The organism is Mesorhizobium sp. MC2-1-1, assembly GCF_057597255.1.
In genome coordinates, this window is record NZ_CP195205.1 from 3,119,569 (window position 1) to 3,136,126 (window position 16,558).

Consider the following 16,558-nt stretch of genomic DNA (forward strand, 5'->3'; position numbering starts at 1 on the left):
TCAGGACCTCCACTTGGGGAGCATCAAAACACCTCGCAGCCCGGCAGGCCGCAAGAGATCAACCGATCCGAGGGGAAATTCGTGATGATCTCGCATCCGTCCTTGGTGACGACCACCTCTTCTTCAATGCGAGCGGCACCCGAGCCGTCCTCGGCACCCTTCCAGGTTTCGAGAGCAAAGACCATGCCTTCCTGGAGTGCCGTGTTCTGGCCGCGGAAGCGCTTGGAAAAGATTGGCCTTTCCCATAGCGACAAGCCCACGCCGTGGCCGTATTGCAGCAGGAATGCCTCTTCCTCATCGCGATAGCCGAATTCATGTGCGTCGGGCCAGACCGCGGCAACCTCGTCGGGCGTGATGCCCGGCTTGATCAAATCGATCGAGGCGCTGATCCATTTCGAGGCAGTCTCGTAAGCATCGATCTGATGCTTGTTCGGCTCACCGCAGATGAAGGTGCGGTAGTAGCAGGTGCGATAGCCGTTGAACGAATGCATGATGTCGAGGAATATCATGTCACCGGGCTGGATCATCCGATCCGAGAAGGTATGGGAGTGCGGCCGCCCGCGTCGGCCCGACACCGAGTTGACGCATTCGACGCGCTCCGATCCCATCCGGAACAGACGGTCGTTGGCAATGGCGACAAGCTCGTTTTCCTTGGTGCCCGGCCGGATAGCGCGCGCAATGTCGACATAGGTGGCGTCGACCATGGCGGCAGCCATCTTCAATAGTTCTACCTCGTCACCGGTTTTGATCTCGCGCGCGTCAAGAAGCGCCTGCTGGCCATCGACGATCTCGATACCCTCGGCCTCGAGCGCTCGGATCATCCCGATTTCCATAATATCGATACCAAGCGGTTCCTTGTCGATGCCGTAATGCACCAGCGCCTTCTTGATCTGACGGGCGAAGTCGCGTGCGACATTCATGCCCGGTGGAATTGCGCCCTGCATGGTGGTGATCGGCGCCGCGACGTTGTCGGCGATCCACGGTGATGAGATGCGTTTTGCCGGAGGTGCTGGATCCCACAGGAAAGGGGAACCTTCGGCAGGGCACAGCGCGTAGCGGAAAAACTTGTCCCTGGCCCACTCGCCAATATGTGTCGCGGTCACATAGCGGATATTGTCAAAATGGAAGCAGAGCACTCCGCCGAGCCCGGCGAACTTGATCGCTTCCTGCGCCCGCCTCAGACGCTCCTTGGAAAGCCGATGGTAGTCGATGCCTTGCTCCCAGTCCTTTGCCTGGGCGCCATAGGCGGCGGTGGAATGTGGACTGTTGTATTTCAAGGCGATTTCCTCCGATTGTCCTTGCAAAGGGCGAGCGCGAACGGGTCACAGTATGCCGTGTCGCGTCAGCCGAATTCCTGGTCCCACTTTCGTGTTTCGAGCACCGACTTCAGCCGGGACAGAAAGGCCGCGGAATATGCGCCGTCGAAGGCACGATGGTCGAAACTCTGTCCAACCATTCCAAGCATTCGGGGAGCGATGAAGTCCCCCGCCGACGTCGAAACCACCGCGGGGCGCAGCCGGATCGCGTCGCTCGACAGGATGGCGACCTGCGGCGCGTTGATGATCGGCGCGGTGAACTGGGTACCAAACGCACCGTTATTGGTGATCGAGTAAGTGCCGCCAGCCATATCGTCGGCGCCGAGCTTGCCGGTGCGCGCCTTCTCCACCAGCCTGCCAAGACGCTTGGCGATGCCAGCAACCGTCAGTTCGTCCGCGTTGTGAAGCACTGGCACAACGAGACCCTTATGGGAGAGATCGACCGCAATGCCGATGTTGATGTCTCCGCAGCGAATGAGGCGAGCGCCGTCCGTCCGGGCATTTATTTCGGGATATTCGCGCAGCACGATGCATGCCGCCTTTGTGATGAAGGGTAGGAATGTCAACGCGAGGCCATGCTCTGCCTTGAAGGCATCCTTTTGCAGCTTGCGCACGGTATCAACAGCGGTGAAATCCACCTCCAAGGCCTGAAACACGTGCGGGATCGTCCGCCAGCTCTCCGCCAGGCGATCGGCTGTCCGTTGCCTTATGTTCGAAAAAGCTACGACTTGGTCCCGCGGGCCGACGGGGAGGCTTGGCGGCAAGAGGGACGCAGGGGCGGCCGTCGCCGCGTGCGGCGCCATCGATCGGAACGTGCCACGCTCGGACAGATAAGCCTGCACATCCTTCATTGCGATGCGGTCGAGTCCCTTGTTACTTCGGTCGGCCAGAAGGCCCTTTAAGTCGACGCCCTGTTCGGCAATCAGTCGACGCGCTAAAGGAGTAACGCGTATGCCATCCTGCAGCGCCTTGCCGAACAGGCCTCGCGAGGTGCGGACCTCTTCAAAGGCGATGAGCGACGGTGCGGCCTTCGCTACGTCCCTGGCCTTGTCGCCGGTCGGCTTCTCAGCCTTGGGAGTGGGGATTGGCTCGTTGGCCGATGCGCCACCCAAGATGGCGACAACCGCGCCCACAGGCGCCGTTGCGCCATCGCCGACGCGGATTTCGGTGATCGTGCCTGCCTCAATGGCCTCGACATCGATAGTTACCTTGTCTGTCTCGACCTCGAAGAGGCGTTCGCCGGCTGTGACGGTGTCGCCCACTTTCTTGAACCAGCTAACGATCCTGCCTTCGGCAACGGTCTCGCCGAGTTGTGGCATGACGACATTGGCGCCCATCTCAGTCCCCGTTCATGACGCGGCTGACGCGTTCGACGATCCGGTCGGCCGTGGGAAGGGCAATGTCCTCAAGATGGTCGGCGGCGGGCAGCGGGATGTGCGGCGTGGTGATCCGCACGCAAGGACCGTCGAGATCCCAGAACGCTTCGTCCGCCACGATCGAGACGATCTCGGCGCCCCAGCCGCACAGACGCGGATTTTCCTCGACCGTGAACAGCCTTCCGGTCTTCACGACCGACCCCAGTATGGTCTGCGTATCGAGCGGCACCAGGCAGCGCACGTCGATCACCTCGGCGTCGATACCGTGTTCCGCCGAAAGACGCTTCGCCGCTTCCATCGCCCTGGGCACCATCATGGCAAGGGCGATGATCGTACAATCCCTGCCCGAGCGCAGGACCTTGGCGGTGCCGAGCGTGTCGACAATCTCACCGTCCGGCACCTCGCCCTTTATAGAATAGAGCGCCTTGTGCTCGTGAAAGATCACGGGATTGTTGTCGCGCACCGCCGCCGCCATCAGGCCGACGACGTCGACCGGCGAGGATGGGGCCACTACCTTAAGACCCGGGATCATCATCGACCAGTTCTCGATCGATTGCGAATGCTGCGCGCCGAAGCGAACGCCGCCGCCATTGCCGGTGCGGACCACCAGCGGCACCGACAATTGGCCGTTCGTCATGTAACGCGTTTTGGGAAATTCATTGGCCACATAGTCGAAGCACACTGCCATGAAATCCGAGAACATGATCTCGGCGATCGGACGCAGGCCCGTCATTGCCGCGCCCATTGCCGCGCCGAGAATCGCCTGCTCCGATATCGGCGTGTCGCGCACCCGGCGCGGGCCGAATTCCTCCAGAAGTCCGACGGTGGCCTTGAAAACCCCGCCGGCCTTGGCGACGTCCTCGCCAAGAAACACGACCCGCTCGTCTCGGCGCATTTCCTGCGCGATGGCGCGCGCGACTGCGTCGCGGTATGTCAGTTCCGCCACGCCCAGCCTCCATCGTCATAAACATCAGCGGTGAGGAGCGTTTCGGGCGCAGGCGGAGAAGCCTTGCACGCGGCCGTGGCTTCCTCGACCTTTTCCCGGCTTCGCTCTTCAATGCGGGAAATCTCGTTCGCAGGGATACCGAAATCGATGAGGCGCTGCCGATAGATCTTGAGGGGATCGCGCTCCAGCCAACGGTCGAGTTCGCCATCGGGCCGGTATTTGGCGGGATCTGCCCGCGAATGGCCTGAGTGGCGATAGGTAAGGCATTCGATCAGTGACGGCCCCTTGCCGCCACGGGCCCGTTCCAGTGCTGTCCGCGCGCTGCGGTAGACTATGTCGGCGTCATTGCCGTCGATGACAATCCGCTCGAGCCCATATGCGCTCGCGCGATCGCCCGCGGGATGCGGAACTGCGGTGACATCGCCGATCGGTGTGTATTCCATGTAAAGATTGTTCTCGCAGACGAACACGACGGGCAGCTTCCACACGACGGCGAAATTGAGGGCCTCGTGGAAAGCGCCAATATTGGTGGTCCCGTCGCCGAAGAAGCAGACGGCAACATCCGGATCACCGAGATACTGCGCCCTCCAGGCCGAGCCGCATGCGATCGGCAGATGGCCGCCGATGATGGCATAAGAACCCATTACGCCATGCTCGACTGAAGTCAGATGCATGGATCCGCCCTTGCCACGCATCAGTCCGATGTCGCGCAGCATCAACTCTCCGAGCATTTTTTCCATACCCACGCCACGCGCCAGCGTGTGGGCATGGCCGCGATACGTGCAAAAGGATTTATCGCCCGGCTGCATTGCGGCTCCGAACGCCGCCGCTATCGCTTCCTGGCCTAGCGACAGATGGCTCGTGCCCTTGATGAGATTTTGAAGGAAGAGATCGTAGGCCCTCTTCTCGCAATCCCTGATCTCGACCTGGAGCCGGAACATCTCAAGTCGTTTGTCGATGCCGATATCGTCGTTCGACAGGGCGTTGCGCTGTCGCGCGCCCGCTCTTGAAGCTGCCATGATCTAACTCGATTCCTCCCGCGCCTGTGCTCGGCGCGATCTTGTCAGGATAGGAATCTGCCAGACAAAACCGGAGCTATTGCGATGCAATTTTCTCAGTTTGAGAATCTTCTATCGAGCATCCGCGCGTCAGTCGGCAGAGCCTGCTCTCAAGATCCCCGCGACAAGAGGAGATCGTTCTGCCACGGAGGAGCCAATCATGAGCCGGGTTGAGGGTCGTGGACCGCGCATCGCCTTCCTGGGAACGGGCGCCCAGGGTGCTTCCATCGGAGCCGATTTCGCGCTTGCCGGCCTCGATGTCACATTTATCGAGCAATGGCCTGCGCATGTCGAGGCAATCCGTGCGCACGGCATTACGGTCAACCTGCCTGCCCAAACAATCAATGCCAGGGTTCCGGCGTTACATCTATGTCAGGTTGCCGAGGTCAAGGAAGCGTTCGATCTCGTCTTCCTCGTGGTCAAGGCTTACGACACCAAGTGGGCCACGCAGTTGATCTCGTCCTGCCTTGCCCCCGACGGACTTGTCGTTGGGCTTCAGAACGGCATGACGCACGAAGACATCGCCGAAGTCGTCGGTCGAGAACGCACCGTGGGAGCGGTCATCGAAATCGCCTCCAACATGTTTACACCCGGCGTCACCAACCGGCAGAATGACCGCACCACTTCCTGGTTCGCCCTCGGCGCCCTCGATCCAGTCACTCAACCTCGGGTGGAGGCCGTTGCCGAGTTGCTGCGAAATGCTGGAAGGGTCGAGATCACCGACGATATTCGTTCCGCCAAATGGATGAAACTGGTGGTGAATGCAGCCGAGCTGCTGCCGTCGGCGATCCTCAATATGCCACTCGCAGACGCGGCCAGGGCGCCGGGTATGCTCGAAGTCATGCGGGCGGCGGGCTACGAGGCGATGAATGCCGCGCTGGCCGATGGCGCCCGGATCGTCCCGATCATTGGGATGCCGCCCGTGACGACAAACCATCCTGAACGCTATGTAGACCGAATCTTCGAAGAGGTCCTCACCACCTTCTCCAAGCCGGACACGCTGACCACCTCCTTACAGGATTGGCGAAAAGGTCGCCGCGCCGAAGTCCAAGAGGTGAATGGCTGGGTTGTGGAGACGCTCAGGCTTCACGGACAGGATGCTCCGGTCAACAGACGTGTTGTGGAACTCGCCATCGAAATCGAGCAAGGTAGACTTGAAGCGAAGCCTGAGAACGTTGAACTCCTCATCGAAGCCTTGTGGCCGAACGCCGAACGCCGGTAGGCTATCCAGCGCAGAGGAAGTTCTCGCTTGCTGCAGACGGTTGCCGAAGGTGGTCGACCGGCACGCTGCCATCTATTTGCATTTGCGCTTTTACTGTCCGTCAGAGTATCAAATAGACGTTGACGACAATATAAAAAACTACAACGAAAAGAAAAAGCACCAACCACATGTTGCTGGCTGGTCGTCGCAGGATAGCGACGATCCGAGCACATAGTCCGTCGGCGATGTTCGTGATCATGCCCTCCAGTGCCTCGCTGAGACGACAGCTCCAAGAAAGAGCTGGCATCAGATATTCGCCTCAAATCTTGGATCGGTCAACGCGTCTGGCCTGTGGCACTTATAAGATGGCTTGTCTGGAGCGCTCGATTGGTAAGAGCTGCCGGATCGACTTACCCTGTAACATAGCTGCCGCAGGCTAAGGCAGAGGTTAGGGTATGGCGCTGATCACAAGATCTGAGTTGCTTCGACACGCTGCATGCCGAGCCGCACGCGGCCATGCTCCCGTATACGATTGGCTCAACACAGTTGCGGTAACCAATCTGACGCAGTCGGTAACCGCTGTCTTTGGCGGGTCGCCAGGTCAGGCGCTCTACGATTTTGCCAACTTGCCCGGTTGGCCAACGACTGGGGCGTGGAGTTGACGGAGAGCGACCTCGATCAGGCAGCCGATATCGCGAAGAAAAGCCCTACCGGGAGGCGAACGATGGATGAACACGAACTAGGTTTTTTCACCGAGGAGAATTCGGTCGCGGTCGTGACAGGCCGCAACAAGAATGCAAAGCACGAGCGCCTGAAGCAGGTGATGGAAGTGATTACTCGCAAGTTGCACGAAGCCGTGAAGGAGATCGAGCCGACGCAGGAGGAATGGATGGAGGCAATCACTTTCCTGACCCGGACAGGCCAACTCTGCAACGAGTGGCGTCAGGAATTCATCCTACTGTCGGACGTCCTCGGCGTGTCTATGCTGGTCGATGCTATCAATAACCGCAAACCCACTGGCGCCTCACAATCCACGGTGCTCGGTCCCTTTTACGTCGCGAACGCGCCAGAGCTGCCGATGGGCGCCAACATCTGCCTAGATGGCAAGGGCGAGGACATGGTGATCCATGGTCGCATCCTCGACACCGAAGGCAGCCCAGTGGCCAATGCGTTGCTAGATGTCTGGCAGGCCAATGACGAAGGCTTCTACGACGTACAGCAAAAAGGCATTCAGCCCGACTTCAACCTCCGCGGCGTGTTTCGCACCGGCGCGGACGGCCACTACTGGTTCCGCGCGGCGAAGCCCAGATTCTACCCAATACCGAATGACGGCACGGTCGGGACACTGTTGCAGACGCTCGGTCGACATCCTCATCGTCCGGCGCATCTTCACTTCATTCTCAAAGCTGACGGTTTCAACACGCTGACCACCCACATCTTCGACAAGGACGACGCCTACATCAATTCGGATGCGGTCTTCGGCGTTAAAGAAAGCCTGCTTGCGGAATTCAAATGGGTGACGGACCCAAGCGCATCAGAGGGGTTGGGCTTTGCCGGCCCCTTTTGGGACGTGGAATACAATTTCATCCTCGCGTCTGATCGGGCTGACTCCGCATTTGAATGAGATTTAAAAATCCCGGAGCTTGGACCCGGTAAGCATCCCAATATGCGCATAGCGTCCGAACGCTGTTTCGGCTAGGTAGGAGACCATCCCGGCGCGCCATTTTTCTGCCGTCTGGACCTAGCGGTTCTGGACGACTATGGCATGCATCCGCTCATCTTTCCTTTTGAAAGAACGGCGCACGGCTGGAAGCACGCCATCACTGGAACTCCGCTAACTGTTCACCCCACCCACTGACGTTACTGGTTGAACATTCGCCCGGGTAGACCTGAAAAGCGCAACGGCTGGACGCCTTGCCCGTAGGCGGCCCGACAGTTCCGCGTTGGGGGGCGTAGGGTTGAACCGCCGGGCCTGACCGAATCGGTACGGAGAGTGGGCTGGAGCGAAGGTTACATTAGCGAGGCTGCATGAATATCACGGTTGGTTACGTTCCACCGGTTTGGCAGAAACTCGCCGGGCGAGGCCCCCAACAACTATCTCAAGCCCGACGAGCTGCCGGAGATCAACCCGGCAATCATGCCTTGCAAGGCCGATGCCAGTCATTCCGTCCTTGAATGACACAGCTTGCCGATAATCGGCTTTGTTATGAGGCGCCTGCTGGACGTGTCGGGCCTTTCGTCCGCTTAGGTCGTGACAAGCCGCACGGCATTGCGCTTGACCGTGATCCCGAGATCCTTGCCGCCGACGGTCACCGTTTCATCGTCGACGCGCGTGACTAGGCCTCTCAGCTCGATCGTCTGTCCGCTGCTTATGTGAGGCGTCGTGTCCACGATCGAATGTGGCTGGTCGTATGACGGGATCAGGACGCTCACCCTGTCCTCGGTCACGCGCTTGCGCACGGTTGCCGTGATCGCCACCTCGTCGCCGACCTTGATGCTGTTGTCCTTGACCATTGCCATGATGATTCTGGCGCGGTCAACGTCGTCGTCAAGCTTGCGCTAATATTTGTCTGAGATCAAAGCATGCATGGGGCAGGAGGCGCATGCTGTTTACATGTGGGAGACGATCCTCAGCGCGCCATTTTTCTGCCGTCTGGACGTAGCAGTTCTTGATGACGAGGGCATGCATCCGCTCGTTTTTCCGTGTGAAAGGACGGTGCATGGTTGGAAGCACGCCATCACTGGAACTCCGCTAACTGTTCACCCCACCCACTGGCGCTACTGGATTGAACATTCGCCCGGGCAGACCGGAAAACGAAACGGTTAGACGCGTTTCCGCTAAACACTCAAGTTGAACGATCGCCATTGGTGCGGGGCGGCCGGCACCCTTCCTTCCGTTGGGGTGGGAAATTGCGTGAAAGGCACCGGCCTGGCGGTAGGGTTAGCTCCGCCACGTAATGCCTTGCGCGATCCAGGTTTAGGAAAATATTCCTTGACCGGTGCGGCGACCCACTCACGAGGATCGCCATGGGCAAGGTATACCCGTTTTCAGAGAGCACGCTTGGCGGGAAGCTGGCGGCGGGCACCGGCCTATCGGTCTACTGCCTCACTTGCCGGCGCAAGGCGGTCCTTGATGTCGCTGAGCTTGTGAAGCGGTTCGGGCCGGATCAGCGCTGTCTGCATTGGGATCTGCAGATCATCTATTGCCACGAGTGCCGCGCCGCCGGCCGAGACGATCGGAACCTGCAGTTTACCAATCATGCGCTGAAACCGGAGCAGCGGAAGAGTTTGACGCCTTGTCGCTAAGGCCCCGGCCCTCCTCCGTCGCCGCTGGTACATCCGCAGTCGGCGACGGAGGTCGGAAGCGGCCCGGCATCGCTGACGGGGTCGGCCAGCAAGCGCCGGGCCTAACCGGGGGACTTCGGCTCGCGCAAATATACGCCTCTGCCGAAATAGTAGGCACATATCCATAAGGACGACGTGGGAGTAGCCCAACGCCGCCGTCTCCATTCCGTCCCATCTCGGGACCGAATTGCTGGCATCAATTTTGCGTCGGCGGGCGCCAAGCCGGTAAGGTCGATCGTCGTCGCGGCCATCCTGCGCAATCCATGCGCCGGGCGCGGCTTCGTCGAGAACCTGCGGCCAGAGATTGTCGTCATCGCCCAAGCTGGGCCACGAGCTCACGCGTCGCCTCCTCCAGCTCATGCCTGCCGAGCGCATTGAAAGCTACGGCAAGGCCGCCGCTGTGGGTGTCGCAGGCTAGATCGAACACGCCTCAGCCATGATCCATACGCTGCGGTTCGGCAATGTGTTTCGCGACGCCGTCGGCGGCACAACCTATCTCGAATTCTGCAACACGCGCAACGGGCCGGGCGCGCTGCTGTCGTTGCCGATGATGCACAAGAGCGAGAACGGCCGCCGCTCGCATTTCATCACCGCCAACTTCCAGATCGCCGACGGCCCGGCCACCGACGAAATCGTCGTGCCATCGGCGCGGCGGATGGCGGCCGCCTCCATCCGCGGATCGCCGACCGTTTCCAGGAAGATGGAGCAGGATGCAGCGATGTGATCCTTGCGCTGCATCATTGATGATGTCTACTTTCGAGCATCGGCGCGGCTTACCTCAACGGCGGACATTAGGCGCATTGCTGCCGAGCTGTTGAGGACTCGGGCTGCTGTTTACGACCAGAGAGGCACTTGCGCTAGAAAGTAAATGCCTCGTCAAATTCCTTCTAACACCGAATCTGATGTCCCAAGTTGCTCCATAAGGGCACGCAATTCGGGTTGAGGCGCGACCCAGACAGTTCGAAAAGCTTCCAGGAATCCCAGCCAGTATCTCTTAAGCCTCCTTCAAGCCGTTAATCTAAAAGGTTTTCCGACCCATGGGGAGCCTCCCCCGCGAGCTTCGCCGCCATTTGGCGATGCGCAGCGGTGGTGCCCACGGCACTCCGGAGTTCGGGAAACAAGCTGCTCGGGCAATGGCCCAACGACATGAAATCCAGAATCTCACGCGGCGGGGAAACATCTTTCACTGGCGGCCGCGCGTGCCAGCGAGCTTCTGGGCTCGGCAGGATGCAGCCGGTTTTCACTAATCATGTCCTGCTCCCGACAGCATAAGCAGGTGCAGAGTATGCGGTGAGTGGGCGCTACTGGAATGGGTTTGCTCGCGCTTGTATTATCTCCTTCAAATCTCCGGGATGCTTTCGCGAAAAATCACCTGCAGCCGTGGCTGGTGCAGATCGTAGGACAGGCCCCTGACGGAATGGGAAAGGATGTTGAGCGCCTCGCGCGCCTCGACGCGCGGGTTCTGGTCGATCACCGCATCCAAAGTGCCATCGAGAAGCAGCTCCTTGGTGCCATCCGTCACTTCGTGCCCTAGGAAGATGATCTCCTTCGCGCGACCACGCTCCTTCAACGCCCGGGCGATGCCGGTGTTGCCGGCGCCGACATTGTAGATCGCGGCGAGGTCGGGGTGGCGCTCGAGCAAAGCGGAGGCCTCCGAATAGGCCTTTTCGCGATCGTCGAGCATTTCACGCATCTCGACGATCTCGAGGTTGGGGGATTCCTCGGCCACGATATGGCGGAAACCCATCTCGCGCTCCTCATGGCCGCGATATGCAAGCGAGCCGGCGAACAGCGCGACCTTGCCTGGGCGACCGGCGCCCATGAAGCGGTTAAGCAGATAGCCGGCCAGGCGGCCTGCGGCGCGGTTGTCGATGCCGATATAGGCGACCCTTGGCACATGCAGGATGTCGGAGGCGATGGTGACGACCTTGATGTCGCTGGCCGACAGCGAGCGGATCGCCTCGCGCACCGTAGGATGATCGAGCGCGATGACGCCCACGCCCTGCGTCTGGCCGTGCAGGTCCTGCAACAGGCGCGCAAGCCGGTCGGGATTGAAGCCCTCGATGGTCGTCACGCGAACGTCGAGGTCGGGCCGCGTCAGTGCCTGCGCTTCGATGTGGCGGTGTAAGAGCTTGATGAAGGAGTTGGTGCCGGCCGGCAGAGCGAAGTCGAGCCTGACCGTCTGGCCCGGCGCGGCGCGCTGCGGCGCGCCGTTCGGCGTTTCGCCGATATAGCCCAGGCGCTGCGCCATCTCGATGACGATCTCGCGCGTGCGGGCCCGCACCCCCGGTCTGTTATTGAGCACGCGATCGACCGTGGCCGGAGAAACGCCGGCTTCCCGGGCTATGTCTGTCAGCGTTGACCGCACGTCTAGCACCTCATCGCAAGCATCAAAATCACGCAGCTCCCACTCAGTTCCCGAAAACGCCTCAGCAGCGACCGCGATTCTGATGTGAAATGATGTAACCACCCTTGGCATGCGCGCAAGCCGGCACGGTAGAGAAGGCAACGAAGGAACCGTCCAGGTGGTCGGATCGAGGTGAAAGCCCCTCAAATCCAAGCAATGGACGCGACGTTATGGGTTCGGCAGACTGCATTTTCTCCCTCGCTTGCGTTCTTATGACGTATTTTGAGTATTTATGATGTTGACAGGCTTCACGCACTGCCGTCAATATCCCTCAGTGGGCCATGGAGGAACAGGCCCCGAGGGAGGAATTCGATGTCTCATTTGATCCGCATGTCGCGGCGCCGCCTTTTGGCGTCCGGAGGAAAGGCCGCGGTGTTCGTCGCCGCGACCGGTATTGCACCGCAGTTCATTCGTCCCGGCCGCGCCTTTGCCGCTGACGCGCTGGCGCCCGGCATGATAGGCGGGCCGACCGGCTTCGACGGCGCGGAGCGCTACCAGTACGGACCTGACACGCCGGAAGGGCGCGCGATCGAGGCGGCGAAGGCCCTGAAGGCGGCCGGCAAGGCGCCGGCAAAGATTGTCCTCGGCCTGTCCGACGGCTCGATCGGCCAGTTGACCAAGCCCTTCCCGGCCGGCGCACCTTCGATCAAGGATTTGTGGGAGAAGGAAACCGGCATCCCGATCGAGATCGTCGGCCTGCCCAACGGCCAGGAATTCACCAAGACGATGCAGGATATCTCCACCAAGGGTGGGGCCTACGACATCTATTCGACCGAGTGGAACCGGCTCGGCGATCTCGCAGAGACCGGCGGCATCGCCAAGCTCGACGACTTCGTCGCCAAGCACAAACCGGAATGGGACGACCCCAAGCAGGGCTACGTCAACGGCGCCAAGGGCGTGTCGCTGCTCAACCAGTATCGCGGCTCGACCTATGGCGTGTCGCTCGACGGCGACTTCCAGACCTGGGTCTATCGCACCGACCTGTTCAACGACGCCGCCGAGCAGAAGGCCTTCAAGGACAAATACGGCTACGACCTTGCGCCACCGAAGACCTGGAAGCAGCACAGCGATGTCGCGGCCTTCTTCCAGCGGCCGGACAAGGGTCTGTTCGGCTCCACCGACCTGCGCAACCAGGGCTGGGGCTACACCAACTGGTATCAGCGCTACGTCTCGATGGCGTCGCCCAACCAGTTCCTGTTCGGCGATGACGGCAAGCCATTGATCAATTCCGAGCAGGGCATCGCGGCGACCAAGGAATATGTGGAGTCGCTGGCGCATCATTCGCCGGACGCGATCTCGTGGGGCTGGCCGGAGCAATATGGCAATTTCGCCAAGGGCGGGGCCGCGATGACCTGCGCCTTCTCCAACCTGCCGAAGTTCCTCGACAATGCCGGCAACAAGGATTCCGCGGTCACCGGCAAGATCGGCTCGATGCTGCCGCCGGGTCGCGAGATCGACGGCAAGCTGATCAGCCGCTCCGTTCTGTGGTTCTCGCTGACCGGCATGGTCTCGTCGCAGTCGAAGAATCCGGAGGCCGCCTATCTTCTGCTGCAGTGGCTCGGCTCGGCCCGCATCTATGCCTGGATGAGCGCAAATCCCGGCGGCTATCTCGATCCGTTCCGGCTCTCGGACTTTTCCGATCCGCTCGTTCGCCAGACGTATCACGCCTATCACATGGACGTGGTGCGCGAGACGGTGGCGCGCACGGTGCCGACCATCAACTATCCTGGCGCTACCGCCTTCCACAACGCGCTCGACGAGAACCTCATGGCCTCATTGACCAAGGCCAAGACGCCTGAGCAGGCGATGGCCGACACCGAACGCGAATGGAAGAAGATCGCGCGTCGCATCGGCGAAGACAAGCTCCTCGAAGCCATCAAGACCAACAAGGAGGCCTGGCCCACGGTTCTCGATCCGATCAGCTGATCCTTCTCCCTGGATCAGAAAAGGAGGGGAGGGGCGACTGCTCCTCCCCTTCGCCAACGACGCCACCAGCAAAGCAGCCAGATGAAGCGTTCCGTTCCCTTCGAGATATTCCGCTACGCCGCTATCCTTGCAGCGATGGCGGTGACACTGGTGCCGATCCTTTGGATGGTGTCGATGGCCTTCAAGCCGATCGGCGAATGGTCGGCGACCGGCGCCGACCTGACCTGGTGGCCGAAGCATCCGACGCTAGCCAATTTCCAGTTCGTCTTCGGCCATTCCGCCAGCGACCTGATCGTCGCGCTCGATCACACGGCGCTGAAGCCCATCCTGTCGTCGCTGCTCTCGGCGGTGTTCGGGACCGCGATCGCGATGTCGGCCGGCACCGCCGCAGCCTACGGCCTGTCGCGCTTCGGCTCCGGCCAGAACCTGCCGCTGGCGCTGATCCAACTGAGGCTGTTTCCGCCGATGGCCGTCATGATCCCGGTGATGATCATGTGGGCTTTCCTCAACCTCAACGACACATGGTGGGGGCTGGCGCTGATCTACGGCATCGTCACACTACCCTTCGCCTTCTGGCTGATGAAGACCTTCTTCGACGACATGCCTCGCGAGATCGAGGAAGCCGCACTTGTGGAGGGCTGCTCGCGGCTGCGGGTCTTCACCCGCATAACGCTGCCCATGATGCGCGCGCCGCTGGCGAGTGCCGCGCTCTTCGTCTTCATCCTCAACTGGTCGGATTACCTGATCGCGCTGCTGCTCACGACGCGCGAATGGGTGACGATCCCCGTGTACATGGCGTCGCTCTCCTCCTCGATGACCGGACAGCTCTACGGCGCCAAGGCTGCGCTCGGTCTGATCGCGGCGGTACCGCCCGTCATCATGGGCATCGCCATCCAGCGCCACCTGGTGCGCGGGCTCACCTTCGGAGCGCTCAAGCAATGAGCGCGGTGACGGCGACGATTTCGGAGGACAAGATGGGTGCCGCGCGAGCGAAGCCAGCGCAGCGGGACGAGGGCGAGCGGCTGGGTTTCCGCCTGACCTTGCCGGCGCAGATCCTGGTGCTGTTTATCTCGGCCTTTCCGCTTTTGATGCAGCTCTACATAAGCGTCACCGACTGGTCGCCGCTATCGGGCGTCGGCTGGTGGAATGCCTGGGAGATGTGGAACAGTTTCGCCAACTATACCGACCTCGCGGCCGACACCCGATTCTGGAGCGCGCTGCAGCGCACCGCTATCGTGATGCTGGTCTGCGTACCGGCGGAGTTCCTGCTTGGCCTCGCGCTGGCGACGCTTTTCGCCGACGACTTTCCAGGCAAGCGGATCTTCTATTCGATCCTCCTGATGCCGATGATGGTCGTGCCCGCGGTCGCCGGCTACATGTTCTTCATGCTGTTCCAGTCGGGCGGCCCGGTGAACGACATCCTGTCGAGGATCATCGGCGGCCCCGTGACGATCGCCTGGCTTTCCGATCCGAACCTTGCGCTGATTGCAGTGATGATCGCCGATATCTGGCAGTGGACGCCGCTGATGTTCCTCATCCTGCTCGCCGGCCTGGTCGGCGTGCCGGAGGACCAGATCAAGGCGGCGACGCTGCTCGGCGCCAATGCGTGGCAGCGCTTCACCACGATCGTGCTGCCGAAGATGAAGACGATCATCATCATCGCGCTGGCGATTAGGGTGATCGAGAACTTCAAGATCTTCGACACGCTCTACATCATGACCGGCGGCGGGCCCGGTGTCGCCACCGAGACGATCTCGGTCTACATCTACAAAGTTACCACGCAGGACCTGATCTGGGGCTATGTAGCGGCCATCGCTCTCGCCATCCTGATCGTGCTCTCGATCGTCGCGGTCTACGCCATGAAGCGCATGGCGAAGACGCGGGAGGTGCCGGCATGAGCGCCATCCACCTCAAGAACCTCACCAAGACATTCGGCGACTTCGCCGCGCTGAAGACGATGGACCTCGAAATCGCCGACGGCGAATTCATGGCGCTGCTCGGGCCTTCGGGCTGCGGCAAGTCGACGACGATGAATATGATCGCCGGCATGGAGGAGCCGAGCAGCGGCAAGATCCTGTTCGGCGAGCGCGATATGGCCGGCGTGCCGATGGGGCGGCGCGGTGTCGGCTTCGTCTTCCAGAATTATGCCATCTTCACGCATATGACGGTCAGGCAGAACCTTGCCTACGGTCCGAGGATGCGTGGCGCCGCAAAGGTCGAGATCGACCGCCGCGTCGGCGCCATCGCCGAGATGCTGCAGCTTTCGCCGCTGCTCGACCGCAAGGCGGACCGGCTCTCCGTCAACATCCTGCAGCGCGTGGCGATCGGCCGCTCGGCGATTATGGAGCCGGCGATCTTCCTGCTCGACGAGCCGTTATCCAATGTCGACGCCGCGTTCCGCGCGGTTATGCGCACCGAGCTCAAGCAGCTGCAGCGCCAGTTCAGGCAGACGATGGTCTATGTCACGCACGATCAGCTCGAGGCCATGACCATGGCCGATCGCATCGCGGTGATGGATCATGGCGTGCTGCAGCAGGTCGGCACGCCGCTCGAGGTCTACAACAATCCGGCCAATGTATTCGTGGCGCGCTTCATAGGCGCGCCGGGCATGAACCTGCTGAAGGGCAGGCCGGCGGAAAGCGATCGCGGCTTGGTGATCGATCTGGGCCCGCTCGGCGTCACGCCGCCTCTGCCGGATGAACTGGCCTCCTCTGTGAGAGCGGTGCGCAACGATGTGCTCTACGGCTTCCGGCCCGAGCAGGTGGCGCTTGCCGATCGCGGGCTCTCGATGCCGGCCACTTTCGTCGAGCGCATCGGGGCACGCACCATCGTCCACCTTGGCGAAGGCGAGAGCGCCGTGAAAGCAGTGTTCGAGAACGATGTTGGGCTGTCGGTCGGGCAGACGGCAGTCGTCGCGCCGCCGGCTTCCTCGGTGCGCGTCTTCGATGCCGCCACCGGCCTCGCAGTGAGGGCGGGCTGAGCC

13 protein-coding genes and 1 pseudogene are annotated in these 16,558 nt (G+C 61.1%); 7 read left to right on the plus strand and 7 right to left on the minus strand.

Annotated features, from left to right (window positions below; genetic code table 11):
* Positions 1–23: 23 nt before the first annotated feature.
* From ACR64R_RS15520 to ACR64R_RS15535, 4 genes are all read right to left on the minus strand, one after another.
* Entirely contained in the window at positions 24–1,277 is a 1,254-nt protein-coding gene (locus tag ACR64R_RS15520) for a M24 family metallopeptidase (RefSeq protein ID WP_487357229.1), read from the minus strand.
* Between the two features lie 65 nt (positions 1,278–1,342).
* Positions 1,343–2,653: a dihydrolipoamide acetyltransferase family protein gene (locus ACR64R_RS15525; protein WP_487357230.1), complete on the minus strand. Its 1,311-nt coding sequence runs from the start codon at positions 2,651–2,653 to the stop codon at positions 1,343–1,345.
* Between the two features lies 1 nt (position 2,654).
* Positions 2,655–3,638 (minus strand): alpha-ketoacid dehydrogenase subunit beta, encoded by a 984-nt coding sequence (locus ACR64R_RS15530; protein ID WP_487357231.1) that lies wholly within the window; start codon positions 3,636–3,638, stop codon positions 2,655–2,657.
* A complete protein-coding gene (locus tag ACR64R_RS15535) occupies positions 3,626–4,579 on the minus strand; it encodes a thiamine pyrophosphate-dependent dehydrogenase E1 component subunit alpha (protein ID WP_487357232.1) in 954 nt (317 codons plus the stop codon). Before ACR64R_RS15535 ends, ACR64R_RS15530 begins: the two co-directional genes overlap by 13 nt.
* 277 nt (positions 4,580–4,856) lie before the next feature.
* Between ACR64R_RS15535 and ACR64R_RS15540 the strand changes: the two genes are divergently transcribed.
* Positions 4,857–5,918, plus strand: coding sequence for a ketopantoate reductase family protein (locus ACR64R_RS15540; RefSeq protein ID WP_487357233.1), 1,062 nt, complete (start codon positions 4,857–4,859; stop codon positions 5,916–5,918).
* Positions 5,919–6,621: 703 nt separating this feature from the next.
* The gene (locus ACR64R_RS15545; RefSeq protein WP_487357234.1) at positions 6,622–7,521 is read left to right on the plus strand and encodes an intradiol ring-cleavage dioxygenase; all 900 of its coding nucleotides are present in this window, start codon (positions 6,622–6,624) and stop codon (positions 7,519–7,521) included.
* 620 nt (positions 7,522–8,141) lie between these two features.
* Here the strand turns inward: ACR64R_RS15545 and ACR64R_RS15550 are convergent.
* Both ACR64R_RS15550 and ACR64R_RS15555 read right to left on the minus strand, forming a co-directional pair.
* The gene (locus ACR64R_RS15550) at positions 8,142–8,417 is read right to left on the minus strand and encodes a hypothetical protein (RefSeq protein ID WP_487357235.1); all 276 of its coding nucleotides are present in this window, start codon (positions 8,415–8,417) and stop codon (positions 8,142–8,144) included.
* A gap of 570 nt (positions 8,418–8,987) precedes the next feature.
* A complete protein-coding gene (locus ACR64R_RS15555) occupies positions 8,988–9,158 on the minus strand; it encodes a hypothetical protein (RefSeq protein WP_487357236.1) in 171 nt (56 codons plus the stop codon).
* Positions 9,159–9,428: 270 nt separating this feature from the next.
* Here ACR64R_RS15555 and ACR64R_RS15560 point away from each other — a divergent pair.
* Positions 9,429–9,986: pseudogene (locus tag ACR64R_RS15560) on the plus strand (amino acid synthesis family protein).
* A 595-nt stretch (positions 9,987–10,581) separates the two neighbouring features.
* On the opposite strand, the gene ACR64R_RS15565 reads toward ACR64R_RS15560, so the two are convergent.
* Entirely contained in the window at positions 10,582–11,610 is a 1,029-nt protein-coding gene (locus ACR64R_RS15565; RefSeq protein ID WP_487357237.1) for a LacI family DNA-binding transcriptional regulator, read from the minus strand.
* Positions 11,611–11,961: 351 nt separating this feature from the next.
* On the opposite strand from ACR64R_RS15565, the gene ACR64R_RS15570 reads away from it, so the two are divergent.
* The 4 genes from ACR64R_RS15570 to ACR64R_RS15585 all read left to right on the plus strand — a co-directional run bounded on the left by ACR64R_RS15570 (position 11,962) and on the right by ACR64R_RS15585 (position 16,555).
* A complete protein-coding gene (locus tag ACR64R_RS15570; protein WP_487357238.1) occupies positions 11,962–13,575 on the plus strand; it encodes an extracellular solute-binding protein in 1,614 nt (537 codons plus the stop codon).
* A gap of 81 nt (positions 13,576–13,656) precedes the next feature.
* Positions 13,657–14,517, plus strand: a complete 861-nt coding sequence (locus tag ACR64R_RS15575; RefSeq protein ID WP_487357239.1) for a carbohydrate ABC transporter permease — start codon at positions 13,657–13,659, stop codon at positions 14,515–14,517.
* Positions 14,514–15,473 carry a carbohydrate ABC transporter permease gene (locus ACR64R_RS15580; protein ID WP_487357240.1) on the plus strand — a complete coding sequence of 320 codons (960 nt, stop codon included), beginning with the start codon at positions 14,514–14,516 and terminating at the stop codon, positions 15,471–15,473. The genes ACR64R_RS15575 and ACR64R_RS15580 overlap by 4 nt, the downstream gene beginning before the upstream one ends.
* Positions 15,470–16,555: an ABC transporter ATP-binding protein gene (locus ACR64R_RS15585; RefSeq protein WP_487357241.1), complete on the plus strand. Its 1,086-nt coding sequence runs from the start codon at positions 15,470–15,472 to the stop codon at positions 16,553–16,555. The genes ACR64R_RS15580 and ACR64R_RS15585 overlap by 4 nt, the downstream gene beginning before the upstream one ends.
* Positions 16,556–16,558 lie beyond the last annotated feature (3 nt).